The organism is Lujinxingia sediminis, assembly GCF_004005565.1.
Taxonomy (GTDB): domain Bacteria; phylum Myxococcota_A; class Bradymonadia; order Bradymonadales; family Bradymonadaceae; genus Lujinxingia; species Lujinxingia sediminis.
This window is the reverse complement of record NZ_SADD01000006.1, coordinates 176,624-198,342: the sequence shown is the minus strand read 5'-3', so window position 1 is coordinate 198,342 and position 21,719 is coordinate 176,624. Positions and strand designations below refer to the sequence as shown.

16 protein-coding genes are annotated in these 21,719 nt (G+C 63.6%); 7 read left to right on the top strand and 9 right to left on the bottom strand.

Translation table 11 applies throughout. The annotated features are described in order from the left end of the window. Nucleotides 1-68 precede the first annotated feature (68 nt). The 6 genes from pssA to mfd form a co-directional block, all read right to left on the bottom strand. A complete protein-coding gene (gene pssA, locus EA187_RS12405) occupies nt 69-728 on the bottom strand; it encodes a CDP-diacylglycerol--serine O-phosphatidyltransferase (RefSeq protein WP_115604939.1) in 660 nt (219 codons plus the stop codon). After that, on the bottom strand, nt 725-2,221 hold the full coding sequence (locus EA187_RS12400) for a hypothetical protein (protein WP_127780450.1): 1,497 nt from the start codon (nt 2,219-2,221) through the stop codon (nt 725-727). Before EA187_RS12400 ends, pssA begins: the two co-directional genes overlap by 4 nt. Nucleotides 2,222-2,510: 289 nt before the next feature. After that, nucleotides 2,511-3,503: a 4-hydroxythreonine-4-phosphate dehydrogenase PdxA gene (pdxA, locus tag EA187_RS12395; RefSeq protein ID WP_164856238.1), complete on the bottom strand. Its 993-nt coding sequence runs from the start codon at nt 3,501-3,503 to the stop codon at nt 2,511-2,513. Nucleotides 3,504-3,525: 22 nt separating this feature from the next. Continuing rightward, nucleotides 3,526-4,518: a peptidylprolyl isomerase gene (locus EA187_RS12390; RefSeq protein WP_127780448.1), complete on the bottom strand. Its 993-nt coding sequence runs from the start codon at nt 4,516-4,518 to the stop codon at nt 3,526-3,528. Nucleotides 4,519-4,582: 64 nt separating this feature from the next. Next, nucleotides 4,583-5,581 (bottom strand): peptidylprolyl isomerase, encoded by a 999-nt coding sequence (locus EA187_RS12385; RefSeq protein ID WP_164856237.1) that lies wholly within the window; start codon nt 5,579-5,581, stop codon nt 4,583-4,585. 18 nt (nt 5,582-5,599) lie between these two features. Beyond that, entirely contained in the window at nt 5,600-9,217 is a 3,618-nt protein-coding gene (gene mfd, locus EA187_RS12380) for a transcription-repair coupling factor (RefSeq protein ID WP_127780446.1), read from the bottom strand. 343 nt (nt 9,218-9,560) lie between these two features. Here mfd and EA187_RS12375 point away from each other — a divergent pair, with 343 nt between their 5' ends. From EA187_RS12375 to EA187_RS12345, 7 genes are all read left to right on the top strand, one after another. Then, nucleotides 9,561-9,767, top strand: coding sequence for a hypothetical protein (locus EA187_RS12375; protein ID WP_127780445.1), 207 nt, complete (start codon nt 9,561-9,563; stop codon nt 9,765-9,767). A 205-nt stretch (nt 9,768-9,972) separates the two neighbouring features. Then, complete coding sequence (locus tag EA187_RS12370; RefSeq protein WP_115604950.1) at nt 9,973-10,179, top strand: Flp family type IVb pilin; 207 nt, start codon at nt 9,973-9,975, stop codon at nt 10,177-10,179. A 269-nt stretch (nt 10,180-10,448) separates the two neighbouring features. Next, on the top strand, nt 10,449-12,653 hold the full coding sequence (locus EA187_RS12365; RefSeq protein WP_127780444.1) for a fused MFS/spermidine synthase: 2,205 nt from the start codon (nt 10,449-10,451) through the stop codon (nt 12,651-12,653). A gap of 143 nt (nt 12,654-12,796) precedes the next feature. Next, the gene (locus EA187_RS12360; RefSeq protein WP_164856236.1) at nt 12,797-13,405 is read left to right on the top strand and encodes an A24 family peptidase; all 609 of its coding nucleotides are present in this window, start codon (nt 12,797-12,799) and stop codon (nt 13,403-13,405) included. After that, nucleotides 13,402-14,535, top strand: coding sequence for a glycine oxidase ThiO (gene thiO, locus EA187_RS12355; RefSeq protein ID WP_127780442.1), 1,134 nt, complete (start codon nt 13,402-13,404; stop codon nt 14,533-14,535). Before EA187_RS12360 ends, thiO begins: the two co-directional genes overlap by 4 nt. Before the next feature lie 137 nt (nt 14,536-14,672). Beyond that, complete coding sequence (locus EA187_RS12350) at nt 14,673-15,590, top strand: PorV/PorQ family protein (protein WP_127780441.1); 918 nt, start codon at nt 14,673-14,675, stop codon at nt 15,588-15,590. A 424-nt stretch (nt 15,591-16,014) separates the two neighbouring features. Continuing rightward, nucleotides 16,015-17,082: a sigma-70 family RNA polymerase sigma factor gene (locus EA187_RS12345; protein ID WP_115604959.1), complete on the top strand. Its 1,068-nt coding sequence runs from the start codon at nt 16,015-16,017 to the stop codon at nt 17,080-17,082. A gap of 105 nt (nt 17,083-17,187) precedes the next feature. Here the strand turns inward: EA187_RS12345 and lspA are convergent, their stop codons facing one another. From lspA to EA187_RS12330, 3 genes are all read right to left on the bottom strand, one after another. Further along, nucleotides 17,188-17,925, bottom strand: coding sequence for a signal peptidase II (lspA, locus tag EA187_RS12340; protein WP_127780440.1), 738 nt, complete (start codon nt 17,923-17,925; stop codon nt 17,188-17,190). Continuing rightward, nucleotides 17,922-20,774: an isoleucine--tRNA ligase gene (gene ileS / locus EA187_RS12335; protein WP_127780439.1), complete on the bottom strand. Its 2,853-nt coding sequence runs from the start codon at nt 20,772-20,774 to the stop codon at nt 17,922-17,924. Before ileS ends, lspA begins: the two co-directional genes overlap by 4 nt. Nucleotides 20,775-20,894: 120 nt before the next feature. Then, nucleotides 20,895-21,716 (bottom strand): hydroxymethylpyrimidine/phosphomethylpyrimidine kinase, encoded by an 822-nt coding sequence (locus tag EA187_RS12330; RefSeq protein WP_241250197.1) that lies wholly within the window; start codon nt 21,714-21,716, stop codon nt 20,895-20,897. Nucleotides 21,717-21,719 lie beyond the last annotated feature (3 nt).

Genomic DNA, 21,719 nt, shown 5'->3' with positions numbered 1-21,719 from the left:
AAACGCCGAGACGATCGCAATCGTCTCGGCGTTTTTTTATGTCTGACAGGGAGCCCCGGGAGCGTCGTTCAGCCGATCTTTTTGATGCGCAGGTGCGTGCTGATCATTGCGCTTCCGCTTAAGCCGAAGAGAAGCACCAGGGGATGAAAGCCCCAGCCCAGAAGCTGCAGTTCCCCGCCCCAGAGAGCGGTGCCGTAGGCACCGCGATCAAAAGCCACGGCCATCACAAGCACCAGCACCAGGCTCGTGGGAATGGGCGTGCCCTCATAATAGGGCACCTTGCCGGTGCCCTGACTGAGCTCGGCCGCGGTCACGTTGTAGCGGGCCAGGCGCGCGATGCCGCAGACCACAAAGTAGATGAGCACGACGGCGTCCCAGCCTCCGCGCATGCCCAGGGTGTAGGCGAGCACGGCGGGCGCGACGCCAAAGGAGACGATGTCGGCCAGGGAGTCCAGGTCGGCTCCCAGCGCGGAATGCTTGCGCCGCCAGCGCGCGACCGCGCCGTCAAAAAGATCGAAGACCAGCGCCAGGGGCAAAAGCCCGAACGCCCACCACACATAGAGCTCGATCTTCTCGTCCATGTAGTTCAGACAGCAGAAGATCGCCGCCACACCGCAGGCGGCGTTGGCCATGGTGATGACGTCGGCCAGCGCAAAGGAGCGCAGCATTTCAAAACGTTTGCGCCGTGCAGGCTGCGCGGTCTCTTCCCACTCATCTGCCGAGCTCATGAGGCACCTACCGTTGCGCTCTCTTCCAGCGACTCCCAGTCAAATTCCACCATGGAGTCGCCGCCAAGCTCGCGAGCCAACCTGCGGTCGAACTCCAACATCTCGGCCTCGGCCATGCTCAAGGTCTCCTCATCGCTGGAGAAGATCGTCTGGCCGAAAACCACCTCGCTCGCGGCGCGCTGGCGCGCACTCTCGGCAGCTCCCAGCTGGCGGGCGACTTCGGGAAAGAGATAGAGGGTGCGCCCGTCATCCTCGACCCGGATCTCACCATTGAAATCGGCAAACACATCATCGCCGCGCGGATGGGTCTCGAAGATTCGGGCGTCGACCGGCCGCGCCACCCCGTCGGTGGCGGCCGAGAGGTAGACGGCCTCAATGAGTTCGCGGCGCTCGTTCTCGCGTTTGGCGCGCTTGAGCTTGCCGCCGCGGGCAAAACGTCGCGCCAGCGGGATCGCAAAAAACATCAGGCTGAAGATCACCGGAATCACCCCGAGCACCACCGACACCCCGGTGCTCAGCCCGGTGACACCGCCCAGGATGAACGCGCCCATGATCAGGTTGAAGGTGTTGAAGATCGCAATCCAGGTGTTGGTCGAGCCCTTATTACCGGTGAGCGGCGGCACGGTGACCTTGCGCGTCCAGATGGGTTTGGGCGGCTGCAGACGGTCGTCGGCACCGGCCTCGCTGGTCACGCGCAAATCATCAAAGCGGTAGATCAGCGTGCCATCGGCGGCCACATCAATATCGCCTCGAAAACGCATCGTGGCGGCGGTCAGCGCCTGGTCGGCCTCCTCCAGGCTCAGGCCGGTGCGGGAGGCCCAGTCAGCGGCGGTGATGCGCCCCTGGCGCGCCCGCACAAAACGCGCAAAGGCGCGCTCCGCCGCCAGCTCATCGCGCGTAAGCTCGGGACCAAAGACAAACTGGAAGATGCGCTTGTAGAGGGGGACTTCGGGGCGCTCCACCTTTCGTCGCGGGCGCCTCCGGCGCCGTCTCGAAGGGCTGTCGAAGCCGCTGAACCAGCTGATCCAGAAGACCGTCTCCAGGATGCGCGCGATCAGATAGACCGGCAGCAAAAAGACGTCTCCCACATCGTCATTATCCTGCGAGGTGGCCGCGGCGATGCCCGCGATCGCCAGCGCCAGCAAGAGCAGAATGAAGGTGGCCGTGTACCCCACGAGCACCACCATGATCGAGACCTTGAAGATCCAGGTGAACGCCGCCCAGGCTTTCTTTTTAAAGTCGTACCAGCGCCGCCCCTTCTGGTAGCCACGCGCTTTGAGCCCGGGGTCGAAGCGGTAGAGGAGGTTGCCCTCATCATCGACGTCGAGATGGCTCTGGTAGCGCTCGAGCATCTTGCGCATGGCGATCTCGGTCTCCTCATAAGGGAGGCCGGTCTCGGCGGCGACATCGCCCACGGTGGCCACACCGCCGCGCTTTTTCAATGCGCCACGGATGCGGTCTTCCAACTCAAATGCGCTCGATTGCTGCGCCATACGTCTTTGCCTTTTAGAAAATCAACGCGCCTGGCGAGTGGAACTCACGGGTCGCGAACATCTCGCCATGCCCGGGGCCGTGCCCGCGCTCTGCGGCGCACATGGCACTTCAACCAACCGCGATCTGCCCTCGAAACTTCCTCGCCAGGCCTCACTGACCAGCATGGCGAGCCGCGCCCGACTCTGCTTCAGATCTAATCGCGGGATGGCCCGGCTCAAACTTCGGGGCCGCGCTGCACGCCGCGAGCTATCGATGCTTCGAAGCCCTCCGCGCTCGACGATCGGGAGTTCAAGAGGCCCTCTGACGTGCTCGCGCCACCATCGTGGCAGCCAACTCGGTGGCGTAAATCATCGATCCGGCGTCGGCCACTCCCGCTCCGGCGATGTCGTAGGCGGTGCCATGATCGACCGAGGTGCGGATGATGGGAAGCCCCAGAGTGATGTTGGCGGACTCCCCGAAATGCAACAATTTCAAGGGGATAAGCCCCTGGTCGTGGTACATGCAGATCACGGCATCAAAGGGGGTTCGCTCGCCACGGAACTTCGCAAAGAGGGTGTCCGCAGGCCAGGGCCCGCTGATCTCGGCGGCGAGAAACTCCCGGTCCAGCTCGGCGACCGCCTGGTCGATCCACACGAGCTCTTCGTCGCCCATATGGCCGCGCTCGCCAGCGTGGGGATTAAGACCACAGACCGCCAGGCGCGGCGAATCGATGCCAAAACGCTCGCGCAGCCCGGCCAGCGTCACCGCGCAGATCTCCCGAAGCAGGGGAGCGTTGAGGCGCTGGCTGACCTCGGAGAGCGCCACGTGCGTGGTCACCAGCGCCACCTTCAGACGCTCGCCACCGAGCATCATCACCACGCGCTCCCGGCCGTAATGGGCCTGCAAGACCTCGGTGTGGCCCACCACCGGCATCTCCACCAACTCAAAGAGGGCTTTGTTCCAGGGAGCGGTCACGATCGCGTCGGCCAGCCCCTGATCCACGTCCTCCATCGCGCGCTGCAGCGCGCGCCACTGCACAAGCGCCGCGCGCCGATCAAGCTGACCCACCGGGCGACTCGTAAAATCGAGCTCCGGCCCCACCTCCACCACCTCGAACTCGCCAGCGTACCCGAGCGCGCGGGCCTCCTGGCGCATCACCTCGCCGCTTCCGTAGACCACCGCTTCCATCGGGCTATCGGTGGCGTCGAGATGCGCCAGGGTCTTGACGATGACCTCCGGTCCGATGCCGGCAGCATCACCCATGGTCAGCGCCAGGCGCACCGGTTTTTTGGATGAGGTCATGCGTTCGGACGCCTCAGAGGACTCAGTAGCGGATGTCGACATAGGCTTTGGCGCGAAGGGTCTGAAGGTAGGCCTCGATCTGGCGATTCATCGCCTGCTCCTGAAGCTCGGCACGGATGCGGGCACGCCGCTCGGCGGACGCCTGGGCCACGCGCTCCTCACTCTCGACCACCTCAATGATGTGGTAGCCAAAGGGCGTGCGCACAGGCTCCGAGATCTGGCCGGGCTCCATGGCAAAGGCGGCCTGTTCAAAGGTCGCTTCGAGCTGCCCGCGGCGAAACTCCCCGAGCATGCCGCCCTGATCCTTGCCCGGACCTTCGCTGTGCTGGCGGGCAACCTCGGCAAAGTCAGCGCCCTGATCCACCATCGCCCGGAGCTCGGAGGCGCGCTGGCGCGCGGCCTCCTCGGCTGCCTCACTCTCCCCGTCAACCTCGACCAGGATATGACGCACGCGAATAAAGCGCTCTTTCCCTGACGATCCGTGACGACGGCGGTAGATCGAGTCGATCTCCGAGTCGGCTACCGTGGCGCTGCGACCACTTAAGCTGACCATGCGCATGCGCAAGAGGTTATCGCGCACGACCTCCTGGTAGGTCTCAAAGTCGATGCCGTACTGGGCGACCATCTGCATAAACTGCTGCTCGTCGAGCCCCTGCTGCTGGCGCAGCGTCCGCATCCACTCATCGACCTCCGCGTCGCTGACCGCCTCCCCGACCTCGGAGGCGGCCTGGTTGATCAGCAGGCGCTCCACGAGGTCGTCGAGCACCTCGCGCAGCACATCTTCGCGACGCTCCGGGTCCTCGAGCACCCGCGCGCTGCGCCCCTGCTGCACAAGGTAGGTGCGCGCCTCTTTCTCGAGCTCATAGAGGGTGACGATCTCATCGTTCACCTGCGCCACCACCCGGTCGATGATGGCGGCGTGAGCCGTCGAGGGTGCCGCCGCGCTGAGGGCTCCGGCGCTGCCAAGGGCCAGCACGGCCAGCAAAAAGGATCGCAGCAGGGTGAATCGACTCATAATACATGCTCTCAATGGGTAAAACCTGACAGGTATCGACAATCCTGGCGAGGGCACAGGCGACTCAATCGCCGGAGCCCTGATCGCGCACCGGAAGGCGCGGAAGATCGCGAAGACGAGCGGGAAGCCGGGGCTCGGGAGCCTGAACGTCGGCCAGCACCTCTTCGTCGATTTCAATGGTGGCCTCAGCCATCAGTCCCTCGACCAGCTCGGTGCGCAACCGACGCTTTTTCTCTTCGAGCAGACGCGTGCGCAGCTCGCGCTCCACCTCGCTCAACATCGGCTGACGCGCCGGTTCTTCCTCGGCGACAAACACCACCACCCAGCCACGATCATCCTCATAGGGGTTTGAAGCCTGGCCCACGGGTGTCTCGAAGACTGCGTCGGCGCCGGCCACCGGCTGGCCTGCCTCCACCCAACCCCGCGCCCCGCTGCGATCGCCGGTGCTGCGATCGAAGGAGTACTGCCCGGCGAGCTCGGCGAAGGCGCCCAGCGCCTCCTCGGTGGTGGGGTGGGCCTCTTCGACAAAACGGCGGCGCAGGCGCTCGGCCTCCTCGCGGGTCTGGGTCACAAGCTCATAGACCATGCGGCGGGCAGGCCGCGCAAAATCCTCGCGATTGGCGTCGTAATAGGCCTGCAGCTCCTCTTCGCCCACCGCCGCGCCGCCCTCTTCGCGAAGGTGTTCAGCGAGCATCAGGCGCACCATGACCTCGCGCATGGCGTGGCGCACCTGGGGGCTCTGGCCAAGGCCGGCCTCCTCGGCGGCGTCGGCCATCACCTCAAACTGCACCACGCTTTTTAAAAAGTCTTCGCGTTGCTCCGGCGACTGCAATCGGGCGCGGGCGTGCGGCGCGAGGCTCTCGATGCGCCGCTCGAACTCGGCGCGGGTGATGGCCTCACCGTTGACCCGGGCGACCACCTGATCCTGGCCCGGAGCGCCCTCGTCAGCGCGCTCCGGGCGCGGAGCATCCCCTTCGGCGGAGGGCTTCTGCGGCGCGCACGCCACAAGAAGCGCCCCGCTTAGCACCATCCCCGCGAGCTGTATCGTTGCGTTTTTCATCATCATCATCTCGACCCCACCCTACAACGCCAGCAGTTGATTGAGAATGCTGCGCGCGGTGCGCATCAGTTGAGCCGACTCATCAACCTTGAGCTTGTAGATCAACTTCATCTCGGCGGTCAGGCGCCAGCGCCCGCCGCTCGCATTCACCAGCTCGAGCACAGCCGCCGGGTTGAGCGGGGTGCGCGGGTCGAGCTCCATGGCAATCGCGCTCATCCCGGCGTCGAGACGCGCTGCGCCCAGACGACGGAGATCGATCTTCACGCTGATCAGATCGCGCAGGTTTCGCACTGAATTTGGCGGCTCGCCAAAGCGATCGACGAGCTCCTCAAAGATCATCGCCAGCTCATCGCCCGAGCGCGCCAGCGAGAAGCGCTTATAGAACATCAGGCGCAGGCTTGTCGCCGGGATGTAGGTGTCGGGGATAAACGCTTCCACCGGGATGTTGACCTCCGGCTCAAGCTCATCTTCGAGCTCCTGGCCGCGGATATCGGCGATCGCCTCCTCCAGAAGCTCGGTGTAGAGGTCGAGGCCGACGGCCACCACATGGCCGGATTGATCGTCGGAGAGCAGGTTACCCGCCCCCCGGATCTCCAGATCGTAGCTCGCCACGTGAAACCCGCTGCCAAGGTCGGTGTAGGTCTGAATGACCTCCAGACGCTTTTGGGCATCATCGGGAAGCGTGCGCCTGGCCGGCACCAGCAGATACGCGTATGCGCGCTGACTTCCGCGCCCCACTCGCCCCCGCAGCTGATAGAGCTGGGAGAGGCCGAACATGTCGGCGCGGTTGACGATGATCGTGTTGGCGTTGGGGATATCCAGCCCGCTCTCGACGATGCTCGTGCACAAGAGCACGTTAATCTCACCGCGGATGTAGGCGTACATCACCTCTTCGAGCTTACCCTCGGCCATCTGCCCATGCCCGATGCCAATGCGCGCCTCGGGTACGATCTCGCGCAGATGCCGCGCCATCTCCTCAATGGTCTGCACCCGGTTATGCACGAAGAAGACCTGCCCGCCGCGGCCCAGCTCGCGCATGATCGCCTCGCGCACCACCGAGTCGCTGAACTTGGCCACATGCGTGCGCACCGAAAGACGGTTATGCGGCGGAGTGGCGATGATCGAGAGGTCGCGAATCCCCAGCATACTCATCTGCAGGGTGCGCGGGATCGGCGTGGCCGAGAGCGTGAGCACGTCGATGTTGGCGCGCATCTTCTTGATCTTCTCTTTATGCGCCACCCCGAAGCGCTGCTCCTCATCGACGACCAGAAGCCCCAGATCGGCAAACTCTACGTCACGGGAGAGTATGCGGTGGGTGCCGATGAGCACATCGATCTTTCCGGCGGCGGTATCGGCCAGAATGTCCTTGACCTCTTTGGCCGAGCGAAAGCGGTTGATCGCCGCCACCCGCGCCCCGAACGCCTTGACGCGCTTCTCAAATGAGATCGCATGCTGCTCGCTCAAGAGCGTGGTGGGCACGAGCACGGCCACCTGCCTGCCGTCCATCACCGCCTTCATGGCCGCGCGGATGCCCACCTCCGTCTTGCCAAAGCCCACGTCGCCACAGATGAGCCGGTCCATCGGCCGCGACTTCGACATATCGTTGAGCACCTCGTGAATGGCGCGAGCCTGATCGGGGGTCTCATCGAAGGGGAAGGCCTGCTCAAACTCCTCATAGAAGGCGTCGGGCGGACTGAACTTGATGCCTTTGGTCAGCTCCCGCTTGGCATAAAGCGCCAGAAGATCGCCGGCAAGCTCGCGGATATTCTCTTTGACCTTCTCTTTGGTGCGATCCCAGCGGGTGCCCCCGAGCTTATCGAGCGCGACGTTATCGCCCCCACCGATGTACTTCTGCACACGCCCCAGGCGGTAGACCGGCAGATAGAGCTTATCGCCGCCGGCGTACTCGATGTGCAAAAAGTCGTTGCCGATCCCCTCCACATCCAGGTGGGCAATACCCCGGTAGCGGCCGATCCCGAAGTCGACGTGCACCACCAGATCGCCGTCGTTGAGATCCTTAAAGTGGGTGATGGCGGCGTGTTCGGTGATCGACTTTTGCTGATGCGTGACCACCCGCTGACCAAAGAGCTCCACCCCGGAGATCAGCGCCACCCCCAGGAGCTCGGAGCGAAACCCGGCGCTGAGCTCCCCGGCGTAGACCTCCAGAACATCAGCTGGCGGAGGCACCGGCTCGCTGATGTCGAGGGGCGCGCTGAGCACCATCGCATCCTGACCATAGCTATTTAAGAGCTCCACCAGGCGCTCCGCCTGCGCGCCGGTGCGACACGCAAAGCAGATGCGCCCGTAGCGCTCCTTCCACGCGTCGAGCTTCTCGCTGAGCGCCTTAACGGTCTGCTCCACCCCCTGAAAGTGCTTGCGCAACGCGATGATGTCGTTGTTCTCGCGCACCCGAAACTCCAGGTGCTCCTCAGGCACAGGCCAGCCCCGCTCCTGCACATCTTCGATCATCGCGACGCGCCGCCACTCCACAGGCGAATGCGCTCCGAGCCACTCGCCCACTGCGTCGGGACGGCGATAGTAGGCGTCGACCTCAAAGACGTAGTCTTCCTCGGCGCGGGAGGCCTCAAACTCGCCCAGACGCTTCTCAAAGAGCGTGCGGGCTTTGGCCATAAACGCCGAAGGCTCCAGCACCACGACCACAGCATCGGCGGGCACATAGTCGAGAAGATCGCCCATCTCCTCATAAAGCGCCGGAAGCAACGCCTCCATGCCGACCACATGCAGCCCGGCCTGAAGATCGGCGATCAGATCGCGAAGATCGCTCGAGGGCCTGCCCATCTCCGCGCTGAGCGCGCGCAGCTTTGCGATGGCGCGGGCCACGCCCTCTTTGTTGAGGATGGCCTCGCGCACCGGGAAGATCTCGCAGTGGCCTCGCTCCTGAAGGCTGCGCTGAGTCTCTTTATGAAACTGGCGGATCTCGGCGATCTCATCGCCCCAGCGCTCCACGCGCACCGGATGCTCTTCGTGGGGTGAGAAGATGTCGACGATGTCGCCGCGCACAGCAAACGTGCCGGCATCCTCGACCACCGGCACCTCCGAGTAGCCCAGATGCGCCATCATCTCGCGCAGCCGCTCGTTATCGAGCGCATCTTCGATGGTGAGGCGGTGCGTATGCTGCGAAAAGACCGCAGGGGCCAACGTGCGTCGCATCGCCGCGCCCACCGAAGCCACGGTGTAGCGCGGCGGCTTCTGAGCGCGCAGCGCATGCAGTGCGGCCAGGCGCGCCATCGTGACACGTCGATCGGCCGTAGCCTGGTAAAAAGGCCCCACATCGTAGGAGGGGAAGTGAACCACCGCCTCCTCCAGCCGCTCGTCTTCGGGGGCCAGCCCCACAACCTCGTCAGGCTCCTCGTCAGCGCCGCAGAAGAGGCGCAGATCGGTGGCCAGCCGCTCGGCCTCCCGCTCCTCGGCGGTGAGCACCACCACCGGGCGCCTTACCCTGGTTGAGAGGTGCGAGAGCACCGCCGACATCAACGCCCCGGCGCCAGCCTGCACCTCCACCGGATGGTTTGTCCCCACCAGCTCCGAGAGTCGATCGACCGGGTAGCGCTCCTCGCGCTGCGGTCGCGCCTCATCGTTTTGCCCCTCTTGAATGGCCACTGCGAACTCGTCGGACACCTTCACCCTCGCTTGTCTCTACCATCACACGCATCTCACCGGTTCGGGCGCATGAAGCCCGGCGGGTGTAGTCTGCGCGCCTTGCCGCTGTCAAACACGCCCACCTCCGATGAGATTTCACACCGGACAGAGACTGGCCCACTCCTTGCAAACAAAGTCCTGCGGTGTGGCAACTCACCGGTCTTCACACCTCGCTGGCCAGGATCGCAGGCCAGCTTGACCCGGACTCGCCACATACGTAACGTCTGGATCGTCCCCGCACTCCGCACCTCCATAAAAAGCTGCCGGCTGGCGCGTTTTTAGAAGGTGCGATGGCCTGACTGGATCACCGAATGAGGATCCCATGAACGCGATGACTCACATCAAAGGTAGGCTGGTCGATGCCCTGGCGCGTCTTCATCACGAAGATAGCGGCGTGGCCTACACCGAGTACCTGATCATCTTCTCGCTGATCTCCATTGGCGCGACCATCGCGTTGATCTCGACGGCGGTCTACGTCAAGGCCTACCGCGACTTCCTCGTATGGTGGCTGGCCCACCCTGCGGTCTGAGGTCGTGGGGACTCGATCCCGAGGATCGTGCCAGGTTGGCACACCTCAGGCTCAAAGTTACGCGGAATCACCCTGTTTCACTTTTTTTCAACACCTGGCACACTCGTTGCTGTAATCTTCACCCGAAGCGCCCAAACAGCGCGTCGAGTGAATCTTCACAAACCGGCCTGTCGACACACAGGTCAAACCCCTGGGAGGCACCCCGATGGAAAACGTTAAGAACCTGCTTATCTCGCTGCACAACGACGAAGACGGCGCCACCGCCACCGAGTACATCATCCTGCTCGTGCTCATCGCCTGCTTCGTGATCATGATCGTGAAGGCCTTCGGTGGCACCGTTGCCAAGAAGTTCCAGGAAGCGAACACCGATGTGAAGACCAACGTCGACTTCTCCAGCCGCCCGACCGGCTGATCGACGTCTGATCGTGACCTGGAGCACCTCGGTGCTCCGGGCAGAGAGCCCGCCATCATTCGTGGCGGGCTCTTATTGTTTCAGCGCCGATCGAGCGCGGCGCGGAGCGCTTCATCGCCGGTAACGCGCGTGTTAGGATCACGGCCTCTCCGGCCTCTCCGGCCCCCCCGGCCGCCAGGGCCCCATCGCCCGGCGAACCCGCAGGACGTGGTCCAGCCTGAGAGGACGCAGGCTTTTGCAAGAAGACAGGGATGTCCGGCGAGCGGGCAATGCCCACGATTGAGGTGATTATGGTCGTCGTGTTCACGCTAACGATTTTCTTGAGCGCGCTGCTGCTCTTCGGGGTGCAGCCGATGGCCGGCAAGATGCTCCTTCCCTTTCTGGGTGGGACTCCCGGGGTGTGGAACACCTGCATGATGTTTTTTCAGGCCATCCTGCTGCTCGGATACCTCTGGGCTCACGGCATCTCCAAACTCCGGGCACGCCCTCAGCTCATTCTTCACGTCGGGCTGCTCATCGCCGCAGTGGTCGCCTTGCCGCTGAGCATGAACCGCATGGACTTCTCCAGCGACTGGCTGGTGCATCAGCCCGTGCTCTGGCTCGTCGCCGCCCTGGGACTGGGTGTGGGTTTGCCTTTTATGGCCCTATCGACATCCTCCCCCTTGCTCCAGGCCTGGTTCGCGCGCCAGGACCACCCTCGCGCCCATGACCCCTACTTTCTTTATGCTGCCAGCAACGCCGGAAGCCTGCTGGCGCTTCTTGCCTTTCCGCTGCTTGTAGAGCCCCTCTTCGGGGTACGCGAGCAGGCTACCGGGTGGAGTGGAGGTTTTGTAGCTCTGGCTGTCTTAATGGGCATCTGCGGGGTCATGACTCTAAAAGCCTCGCCAGACTATCAAGGCAAAACCTCCCTCCCGCGCGAGGCCGCCGGCGCCGATGATGCGCCCGCCCCCACCTCGCGCCAGAAAGGCCTGTGGATCCTCTACGCCTTTGTGCCCTCGAGCCTGATGCTCGGCGTGACCACGTACATCACCACCGATGTAGCCGCCTTTCCGCTGCTCTGGGTGATTCCGCTGGCGATCTTCATCGCCTCCTTCATCGTGGTCTTCTCCTCGCTCAAGCTCAACCTGCCCTTACTGGGCCGCGTGATGAGCTTGCTGGGCACGGTACTCTTAATCGGCTGGATGATGGGGGCAACCAACCCTGCCTGGCTGCTCCTGCCTCTGCATGTGCTCTTCTTTGCCCTGGTCACCCTGGTGCTGCACGGCCGCCTGGCCGCCAGTCGCCCCTCGGCGAAGTACCTGACCGGTTTTTACCTCTACATGTCGATCGGCGGACTGCTCGGCGGGGTCTTCAATACCCTGCTCGCCCCGCTGCTCTTTACCAGCATCTGGGAATACCCCCTGGTGCTGATCCTTGCCTGCGCGCTGCGGCCACAATCGGCTGCAGATCTGGCCGATCCGGACCGGCCCTGGAAGCGCGCCGCCCCGCTGGTAGCCACGCTCTTGATGCTGGGGAGCGTGTGGCTGCTCAAGCGCAGCGAGTTCGTCCATACCGACGTCCTTAGTTTTATGCTGCTGGCCGTCCCGGCGGTCATCGCCTACAGCCAGGTCGAGCGCCCGGCCCGCTTCGGACTGGGACTGCTGGGCATCTTTATGGCGGCCTCACTGGTCAGCGTGGAGTACGACACGGTCTTCAAAAAGCGCACCTTTTACGGGGTTGTCGAGATCCTGAAGTCGGATACAGAGTACCGCATGATCCACGGGGGCACTTTCCACGGCCACGCCCTGATCGAGGATGAGGGCTGCACGCCCCAGAACTACTACGATCTGCGCGGGCCGATGGGCAGCCTCTTTGAGCTCTACCGCAACCACGTCACCACGCGCCGCATGGCAGTGATTGGCCTGGGGCTGGGCTCGCATGCCTGCTACGCCGAGCCCGTAGATTCGCTGACCTTCTACGAGCTCGACCCGGCGGTGATCGAGGCGGCCAAAGGCTTTGGCAACGTGGGCCGATCGCCAACGGCCGAACTCGATTATGTCGCCGGTGATGCGCGCATTCAGCTCCAGCAGCGCGAATCCGGCGATCCCTACGGCATGCTCATCATTGATGCCTTCAGCTCGGACGCCATTCCCATTCACCTGCTGACCGTCGAGGCGATCGAGCTCTACCTCTCGCGCATCGAAGATGACGGATTGATCGCGGTTCATATCTCCAACCGCTACTTCGACCTGATCCCGGTGCTACGCGGGCTTGCCGACGCCCATGATCTGGAGTTTCGAGTGGTGGATGATGTGCACTTAAGCGATCAGGAGATCGCCGAGGGTCGGGTTGCCTCGACCTGGGGCGTGCTCACCCGAGACGCCAAAAAGACACAGGCGCTTGAGGCCCTCGATCCGCGCTGGCAAACCTACACCGGCCCGGCGGTCACCTGGACGGATAATCACGCGGCGGTCAACGGCCTGTGGATCTTCTAAGCGTTGCCATGGGATTTTGATGCGGTGCCGGAAGTGGCCACGGTGCGCCATCATGTCACGATTTATGTGGTGTGCGTTCCATGGTCACATACCACCGCCGAGGTGCCCGAAGACCTCTCCTGCTCTCTGATGAGGCTAGCTTCATGCAACCCTTTACCGAACTTCCCCTCTGGGCCCAGCTCCTTGTGATGGTGCCTCTCTTTGTGATCTGCCTGATCTCGGCCATCACCGACTTTCAACAGCGCAAGGTGTTCAACAAGCTCACCTACCCGGGCGTGATCATCGGGCTTGTGGCCCATACCCTGGCCTTTGGCTGGGCGGGGCTGGGCTCGGGACTGCTGGCAGCGCTGACGGTGCTGGTGGTGGGGATCCTGATCTTGCCCTTTCGCTGGCTGGGAGGTGGCGACATTAAACTGTTAGCCATGATCGGGGCCTTTGTGGGCTTCTCCGGACTCTACGAGGTCTTTTTCTATGCGACTCTTGTGGGGCTGGCGATGGGCATTATCCTCTCGGTCGCCAATGGCTACATCACGGAGCTCATCAAGCGATTGTGGCTGGTGATGAAGGCGATGTTCTTCAGCATCACCTCGCGCACCAACCTGGGTGTGAAGATGGAGACCGATGAGCGAGCCTATCTGCCCTTCGCCATCCCGATCTTCTTCGGGGTGCTCCTGGCGTTGACCGACGCATACGCCGGCTGGCCGCTGTGGCTCGAGGGACTTCGCCTGTGGATGAGTGACTCACTTCTATGAGCGACAATCAACATGCCATCGTCATCGGCGGGGGGGTTGCCGGGTTGGGAGCGGCCTGGCGCCTGGTCCAGGAAGGCTGGGAGGTCGACGTCTTCGACCGCCATACCCCGGGCTTTGGCGCCTCCACCCGCGCCGCTGGCATGCTCGCGCCGGCAGCCGAGGCCCATTTTGAAGAAGAGCTTCAGCTGGGGCTGGGCCAGGCAAGCCTTTCACTCTACCCGGACTTTGTCCGCGAGTTGCAGGAGGAGAGCGGCGTCGATGTGGACTACCGCAGCCGGGGCACGCTCGTCGTCGGCATCGATCGCGACGATGCCGAGGCCCTGGCCCATATGCACCGCTACCACCGTAAGCTGGAGCTGCCCGTAGAACAGCTCACAGGCGATCAGGCGCGCCAGATCGAGCCGGGGCTCTCCCCCACCATCACCATGGGGCTTTTTTGCCCCTCCGATCACCAGGTGCATCCCCAGCGGCTGATGGAAGCTCTGGCCGGGGCGTTTCAGGCGCGCGGCGGTAGGTTACATACCCACACCGGGGTTCGCGCAGTCCGCCTCGACGACGCGGCTGGGCGGGTGCGCGGCATTACCCTGGACGATGGTCGTGAGCTCGACGCCCCAAACGTGCTCGTGGCCAACGGCGCCTGGGCCCGTAAACTCGAGGGCCTCCCCCGCGGCATCCTCCCCCACATCCGGGCCGTCCGCGGCCAGGTCCTGGTGCTGGGGCTTGGAGACCCACCTCTGTGCCAGCATGTCATCCGCGCACCCGATGCCTACCTCGTCCCGCGCGCCGGCGATGAGGCCGGCGGCCAGCTTGTCGTGGGGGCCACCAGCGAGGAACGAGGTTTTGACGCCAGGCTGACCGCCGGCGGTGTCTTCGAACTTCTGCGTGGTGCCTGGGAGACCCTCCCCGGCATCTACGACGCGCCCATCCTCGACCAGTGGGTGGGCTTTCGGCCCGTATCCCTGGCCAACCTCCCGGCGCTCGGCCCCACCTCCATCGAGGGACTTTTTACCTCGCTGGGCCACGGCCGAAACGGCATTCTGCTGGCGCCTTTGAGCGCGCAGTCCGTCAGCGCGATGATGCGCGGTGAAGATCCGCACCCGGCTGTGCGTCAACTTCTACGGCGCGGGTAGTCAGCCTGCCGATCGGCGCGCGCGGTTGCCGCCGGGGCAGCCTTTCGGGTATCACTGCCCGCGGCCCAACATGCCCATAGTCGGGCCCCCCTTATTGACGAACTGGTCTGGATTTCTGGCTCTCCGGGAGCACACGCATGACGCATCAACGCGCCACGTTTTTGATCGCTACTTTGCTCACGATCTCCTCGGCGGCCACCGCCGCAGCCCAGCAATCCGATCCCCTGCCGGAGACCTTCTCCGGCGTGCGGCCTGCCGGTATGGGCAACGCCCTTACCCCCATCGCCGCCGGCGTTGACAGCCTCTACCATAACCCGGCCGGGCTGGCCCGCGGTGAGATGTACATCCTCGACGGTGCCTTTACCTACACCCCCCAGGGGGGGCTGCTGAGCGCGGGCATCGCCGACAGCAAGACCAACCCGCAGATCGCCGCCGGCGTGGCCTACTCCTACTATTTCGGTTCCGAAGATCACGCCGACCTCTCCGGACACGACGTGCGCTTTGCCGCGGCGGTGCCCGTGATCCCCGAGCGTATCTCGATCGGCGTGGGCGGACGCTACATGCACTTTAGCGACACCTCCCTGCCGGAGGACCCCGACGACGAAGACAGCCAGGTGCTCTTTAAGGGCTTCAGCGTCGATGTGGGCGCCATGTTTCGCGTCGGTGAAATGGTGCATCTGGGAGTGACCGGTCAGAACCTCATCGATCCCTGCCGCGACAACGCGCGCTGTCGCGGCTCGGTGCCCACGCGTATCGGCGGAGGTTTTGGTCTGGGCACGGCGACCACCTTTCAGTTCACCGGCCAGGCCATGGTGGATATCACCTCCGCCGACGATCCGGTCTTCGACTTCGGAGTGGGCCTGGAGTACCTGGCGGCCAACGCCATCCCGCTGCGCCTGGGCTTTGAGCGACGCGGCTTCTTCGACCGCAACCTGATCACCGCCGGCTTCGGATGGCGCTCTCAGGCCGCCGGCCTGGATATCTCCTATCGTCACGACCTCAACCAGAGCTCGAAGTTCGGCTACATCGCCGGCGGCTTCTCGGTCTTCTTCTAAGCTCGGTCGGCACTCAACGTTCCGGCTGGCGCTGGGGAAAACTTTCGATCGACGCCCGGGCCGCTCTGCTCTACCCTGCGTTCATTCCACCCTGCCGTAGCTGTAGGTCGTCCACCTCATCGCAGGTGTAAGACGACCGCCTCATACCGCGTCCTATCACCGCGCACAGGCAGCGTTGTGCTCGCCGGGGTGTGTCCGGACGAACGCGGTGCCTAGATTTCTAGTTTGATCGCCGTCCAGGTCTCCCGGCCGTGGCGACACCACGAGGTCGAATAGAACAACCGACCGTGGTGTTTTGCCTGCGAGATCTTTGAAACGTCGATCCTCACCGCAGCATCTCTGCTGGTGAGTTCGCATTCTGGTCCGCTTCGGATCTTCGATACGTTCGAAGTCGGACAACTTCCGTGAAGGGGGTATCGACTTTATGACTACCCAACATCCCAAACCCAACGAATCGACCACCTCGAAAGTTGAAGTGCTCGTCGACAAGGGCAAGCACAGCAGCGTCAAGCTCAAGGGCACCGATCAGGAGATGGGGCTTGATGCCGGTTCGCTCAATGACGCCTCCGAACTTTTTGGCGACTTGAGCCTGCCGATGATGCGTGGCTCCAACCTCAATCTGCCCGCCAGCGCCGATCCGCTGACTGCCTACCTGGCCCGCCTCAACTACATCGAGCCCCTGCCCGCTGATGAACAGCAGGAGCTGGCCGAGCGCTACGTCAACGAAAACGACCGTAACGCCGGCAAGATGCTCATCCTCACCAACCTGCGTCTGGTGGTGAAGCTGGCCCGCGAGTACCAGCGACGTTGGACCAACCTCCTCGACCTGATCCAGGAGGGCAACGTGGGACTGGCCGAAGCCGTCACCCGCTACGATCCGTACCGCGGCGTCAAATTCACAAGCTACGCCCAGTACTGGATTCGGGCGATGATTCTCAACTACCTGATGAATCATCTCCACCCGGTCAAAATTGGGAGCTCGCGCGCCGGGCGCAAGCTCTTCTACAACCTCAAAAAAGCTCGCCGCGAGTTGATGCGTCAGGGCCACCCCAACCCCACCCCGGCGCTTATCGCCGACTACCTCGATGTCGATGAGAGCGAGGTGGTGCGCGTGGCCGCCCAGCTCGACGCCCCGCCGGTCTACCTCGACGCCCAGGCTCCCGGCCACGAAAAGACCACCGTCGGCGAGTTGATGCACTCGGAGACGGCCGACCCCGAAGAGCTGGTCACCGATTACGACCTGGCCACTCGCCTGCGTGAGGCCATCAATGCCTTTGGCGAGAACCTCGAAGACGAACGCGAGATGACCATCTGGTTTGATCGCATGATCGCCGAGGAGCCCCGCAGCCTGGTTGACCTTGGCGAATACTGGGGCGTCTCCAAAGAACGTATCCGCCAGGTCGAGGTGCAGATCCGTGACGACTTCCGCCGCTTTCTGCTCGACCGCCTGGGTGACGAGGTCAAGCTCGACTTCCTCGATCAGCTGGGCTGAAACCGGCCCGCCACCGCCTTTCGATATCCTCTCATCAAAAAAGCCGCCCCCGAGACTCGGGGCGGCTTTTTTGACGTTCAAACCATGCTCTAACACCGGGGGAACTCAGACCTCTTCGACCTGCGCTCTCTCGCCACGCTCGCGCATCACGTCGCGGATCATCTCGATGACCATAAAGGCCACCCCCACACAGATCAGCGCGTCGGCGATGTTAAACGTCGGCCAGCGGTGGGCATCGGTATACTTCCAGACGATGAAGTCGGTGACATAGCCGTAGCGCGCGCGGTCGATGAAGTTGCCCAACGCGCCACCGGCAATCAGCGCCAGCGCCCAGAGCAGCAGACGCTGATCGTTCTGAACCCCGCGCAGAAGCCCCAGGATGATGAACACCGCCAGAAGACTGACAGCCAGGAAGAAGGGCTCGCGAAACGAGCTGTCTTTATCGGCAAAAATACCAAAGGCCGCGCCCGGGTTGCGGGTGTATTGAAAGTCCCAGTAGCCCTCAATGACCGTGACTTCGCGGTTGGTCACCTCGATCACCTGCCCGGCCTCAAGCTCACTCTCCGGGTGAAGGTGTTGGCCATCTTCGGTGCGCGTGTAGAGCTGCGCGATGGTTTTGACCTCTTCGGGGCTATTCGCCTCGAAGGTCTCGGTGAGGTAGGCCTCCACCGTGGTGCCTTCGGCCTGCTCGGGCACTTCCAGCACGATGGGGTGCGAAAAGAAGCCCGGGCGCTCGGTGGCAAGCCAGCTCTCGGCGTACCACTTCGACCACTGGTCGAGCGCCACGCCAATGACCACGATCAGCGCGAAGAGCCCGTATTTCATAAGCGACGCGTTCTTCATCCTTCGATCACCTCAAGCACGCTGGCGCAGCGCGGGCAGACCTCGTCCTCGCTGCCGGCCTCGATCCAGAAGTTCCAACAACGCGGACATTTCTGCCCGGAAGCCGGAACCACGCCGACCTCCACGAGCTTGCCTTCGGCCGGGGTGCCCTCTTCGACCTCCACCGCGCTGGCGATGAAGAAAGCCGGCAGGTTCTGCTCGCAGCTGCGCAGCAGGCTCAACGTGGCGCCGGAGGCTTTGAGCGTCAGGTGCGCCTCCTGGCTGCTGCCGATCTGCCCCTCTTTACGCTCGCCCTTCCGGGCCCGTTTGGCTTCCATGGCCTTCTGGGCCTCCTGACGCACCTCCAGAAGTTGCTCCCAGCGCTCACCGAGTTCGGCGTCTTTCCAGGCGCCGGTGTGGGTGGGAAAGCCCGCCAGGAAGACGCTCTTCTCGGCCGCTTCGCCGTGGGGAAGATGCTCCCAGGCCTCTTCGCAGGTGAATGAGAGGATGGGCGCGACCGCGCGCACCAGCGCGTCGACCACCAGCCAGTAGGCGGTCTGACCGCTGAGGCGCTCGCGCGAGCCCGGAGCCTCGCAGTACATGCGGTCTTTGGTCACGTCCATATAGACATTGGAGAGGTCCACCGTCACCAGCTGCACCAGCGTGTGGTAGATGGTGTGGAACTGGTAGCCGCGGTAGGCCTCCTCAATGCGCTCGATCGCCTCGGCGGTGCGGTGCAGCACCCAGCGGTCGATCTCTTCGAGCTCATCGAGCGGCAACGCCTGCGCAGGCTCAAAGCCCTCCAGCCCGCCGAGCAAGAAGCGGAAGGTGTTGCGCACCTTGCGGTAGGCATCCGAGATGCGCTTGAGGATCTCGGTGGAGAGGGTGATGTCGCCGCGGTAGTCGACCGCTGCGACCCACATCCTCAAGATCTCGGCGCCGTACTGATCGAGCATGCGCTGGGGCGGCTCGAAGTTCTTGCTGGACTTGGAGTACTTGCGGCCGTCTTCGTCGGTCACAAAGCCGTGGGTCAGGCAGGTGCTGTAGGGCGAGTGGCCGCGGGAGACAATGCCGGCCAGAAGGCTGGACTGGAACCAGCCGCGGTGCTGGTCGCTGCCCTCAAGGTAGAGGTCGGCGCGGGTGCCCACGCCCATCTTACGGTCGAGCACCGCCGACCAGGACACCCCGGAGTCGAACCACACATCGAGGATATCTTCTTCTTTGCGGAAGTCGTCGCCGCCGCACGCCGGGCAGACCGTGCCCTCGGGCACGAGCTCTTTCGCGTCGCGCTCAAACCAGACATCGGCGCCATGGTCTTCGACCAGATCGGCGACGTGCTCGGCGATCTCACGGGTGGCCAGCGCCTCGTTGCAATGACGGCAGTACATCACGGTGATCGGCACACCCCAGCTACGCTGGCGGCTGATGCACCAGTCCGGGCGGCCTGAAACCATTCCGTGGATACGGTCGCGGCCCCAGCCGGGAACCCAGTTGACCTTCTCGATCTCTTCGAGCGCCGCTTTGCGAAGCTCAAAGCCTTCGTCGAGGCCGGCGCCCTCGGGCTCCATTGCCACAAACCACTGCTCGGTGGCGCGGAAGATCACGGGCTTTTTACTGCGCCAACCATGCGGGTAACGATCGATGGTGACCTTGTCGCCCGGCGTATTGAGCAGGAGCCCCATATCGGCCAACTTCTGCTGGATGATGGGGTTGGCCTTAAAGACCTGGGTGCCGGCGAACTCTTCGACATCCGGGCCGCGGAACTTTCCGTAATCATCGACCGGGCAGACGATGCCGAGGTTGAAGTGGCGCCCGAGCTCGAAGTCTTCCTGACCGTGGCCGGGAGCGGTGTGCACGCAGCCGGTGCCCTGATCCAGGGTGACGTAATCGGCCGGAAGCAGCACCGAGTCTCGCTCCATCCAGGGGTGGCGCGCCTTGAGTCCCTTACCCTCGCCGAGCTCGCCGACGAGCTCGCGGCCCTCAAAGCTCGTGAGCACCGTGTGCTCTTCGATGCGGCAGGCTTTAAGCACCTCATCGCGAAGGCCTTCGGCCATCACATAGGCCTCATCGCCCACGGCCACCAGCTGGTAGGTGAGCTCCGGGTTGAGCGCAATCGCCAGGTTCGCGGGCAGCGTCCAGGGGGTGGTCGTCCAGATCACCACGAAGGTCTTTTTGTCGCCGGCGGCCTCCCCGATCGCCCCGGGAAGCTCGCTGATGGGGAACTTCACATACACGTGCTCGGTGGTGAACGCGTCGTACTCCACCTCGGCCTCGGCCAGCGCGGTCTGCGCGGCCCAGTCCCAGTGCACCGGCTTAAAGCCGCGGTAGACGATGCCCTTTTCAAAGAAACGACCGAGCTCCCGCACCGTGGTCGCCTCGTAGTCGTAGGACATCGTCAGGTAGGGGTCATCCCACTGCCCAAACCCCATCACCCGGCGAAACTCCTCGCGCTGAATGTCCACAAAACGCTGCGCGTACTCGCGACAGGCTTTGCGAATCTCGACCTTGGTCATCTCGCGCTTCTTCTTGCCGAGCTCTTTGTCGACCTGGTGCTCAATGGGCAGCCCGTGGCAATCCCAGCCCGGCACGTACTCGCAGAGCTCGCCGGCCATGTTGCGGAACTTCACCACGAAGTCTTTGAGCGTCTTGTTGAGGATATGCCCGTGGTGGAGGTTGCCGTTGGCGTAGGGAGGGCCGTCATGAAGAATAAAACGCGGCCAGCCTTCGGCTTTGCCGCGTTCGACCCACGCCTCATAAATGCCTTCGTCGCGCCACCAGCTCACGCGCTCTTCTTCGCGCTGAGCCAGGTTGGCCCGCATCGGAAAGTCGGTCGAAGGGAGGTTGAGGGTATCTTTGTAGTCCTTGCCCACAGCGGCACTCCTTAGCAGTACAAAAGGTTGGAAAATCACCACCTGAATCGCGCTCTTCTAACACAGCGCCCGGCTCGAATAAAGCAGGCCCTGAGCGCGAATTCGCGGTCTTTTTGCCCCTTAATCGGGCTCGGGATGGGCGCGCACAATAACCGGGCGTCCTCGCCCAATACGCTGCGCTTTATGGTGGAGCAGTGTATTGAGATACTGGCGAGCGCGCGTGATGGATGCCTCCCAGCTCAGCCCCCGGGCGCGCTGGCAGGCGATGGCGCTTGAGAGCTGGCAGCCGGTGCCCCGAACATCGGCCTCCACGCGCGAAAGTGGCTCAAAACTGCGCTCGCCGGCCTCATCGGCAAGTACATCGACGACGCCCTGTCCGGGGGCGTGCGGAAGATGGCCTCCTTTGACGAGCACCCGCGACCAGCCCGCATCTCGCAGCTCTCGGGCCAGCAGAAGCGCGTCGCTGCCGGGCTCATCAAACCCCAGGATCTGCGCGGCTTCGGGAACGTTGGGGGTCAGAAGATCGACGCGCTCTCGCACGAGTTCAAGCCCCTCAAACCACCCCTCGGCGTGCAAAGCGCGGCGGCCGTCACCGCTGGCGAGCACCGGGTCGAGCACGACGTCGACCTCCGGATCGAGCTCGGCTAAGAACGCGCCGAGCACGTGAAAGGATTCCAGCCCGGGGATCATGCCAATTTTGATCGCCTGAAGATCAAAATCCTCAGCGATCGCGTCGAGTTGGGCGCGAAAGGTGCCCGGGCTCACCGCTTCGAAGCCACGCACGCCCCGGGTGTTCTGGCACACGAGCGCGCTGATCACGCTTAGCCCGTGGCAGCCCAGATCGCGCATCACCTGCAGATCGACCTGAATGCCGGCCCCCCCGCTGGGGTCGGTGCCGGCGATCGTCAGCACGAGTGGCGGCGAGGAGTTGACTTCATCCATCGG

Coding starts and splice junctions, on each gene's coding strand:
- pssA (WP_115604939.1), bottom strand. CDS start 728: ATGAGCTCGGCAGATGAGTGGGAAGAGACCGCGCAGCCTGCACGGCGC.
- EA187_RS12400 (WP_127780450.1), bottom strand. CDS start 2,221: ATGGCGCAGCAATCGAGCGCATTTGAGTTGGAAGACCGCATCCGTGGC.
- pdxA (WP_164856238.1), bottom strand. CDS start 3,503: ATGACCTCATCCAAAAAACCGGTGCGCCTGGCGCTGACCATGGGTGAT.
- EA187_RS12390 (WP_127780448.1), bottom strand. CDS start 4,518: ATGAGTCGATTCACCCTGCTGCGATCCTTTTTGCTGGCCGTGCTGGCC.
- EA187_RS12385 (WP_164856237.1), bottom strand. CDS start 5,581: ATGATGAAAAACGCAACGATACAGCTCGCGGGGATGGTGCTAAGCGGG.
- EA187_RS12375 (WP_127780445.1), top strand. CDS start 9,561: ATGAACGCGATGACTCACATCAAAGGTAGGCTGGTCGATGCCCTGGCG.
- EA187_RS12370 (WP_115604950.1), top strand. CDS start 9,973: ATGGAAAACGTTAAGAACCTGCTTATCTCGCTGCACAACGACGAAGAC.
- EA187_RS12365 (WP_127780444.1), top strand. CDS start 10,449: ATGCCCACGATTGAGGTGATTATGGTCGTCGTGTTCACGCTAACGATT.
- EA187_RS12360 (WP_164856236.1), top strand. CDS start 12,797: ATGCAACCCTTTACCGAACTTCCCCTCTGGGCCCAGCTCCTTGTGATG.
- thiO (WP_127780442.1), top strand. CDS start 13,402: ATGAGCGACAATCAACATGCCATCGTCATCGGCGGGGGGGTTGCCGGG.
- EA187_RS12350 (WP_127780441.1), top strand. CDS start 14,673: ATGACGCATCAACGCGCCACGTTTTTGATCGCTACTTTGCTCACGATC.
- EA187_RS12345 (WP_115604959.1), top strand. CDS start 16,015: ATGACTACCCAACATCCCAAACCCAACGAATCGACCACCTCGAAAGTT.
- lspA (WP_127780440.1), bottom strand. CDS start 17,925: ATGAAGAACGCGTCGCTTATGAAATACGGGCTCTTCGCGCTGATCGTG.
- EA187_RS12330 (WP_241250197.1), bottom strand. CDS start 21,716: ATGGATGAAGTCAACTCCTCGCCGCCACTCGTGCTGACGATCGCCGGC.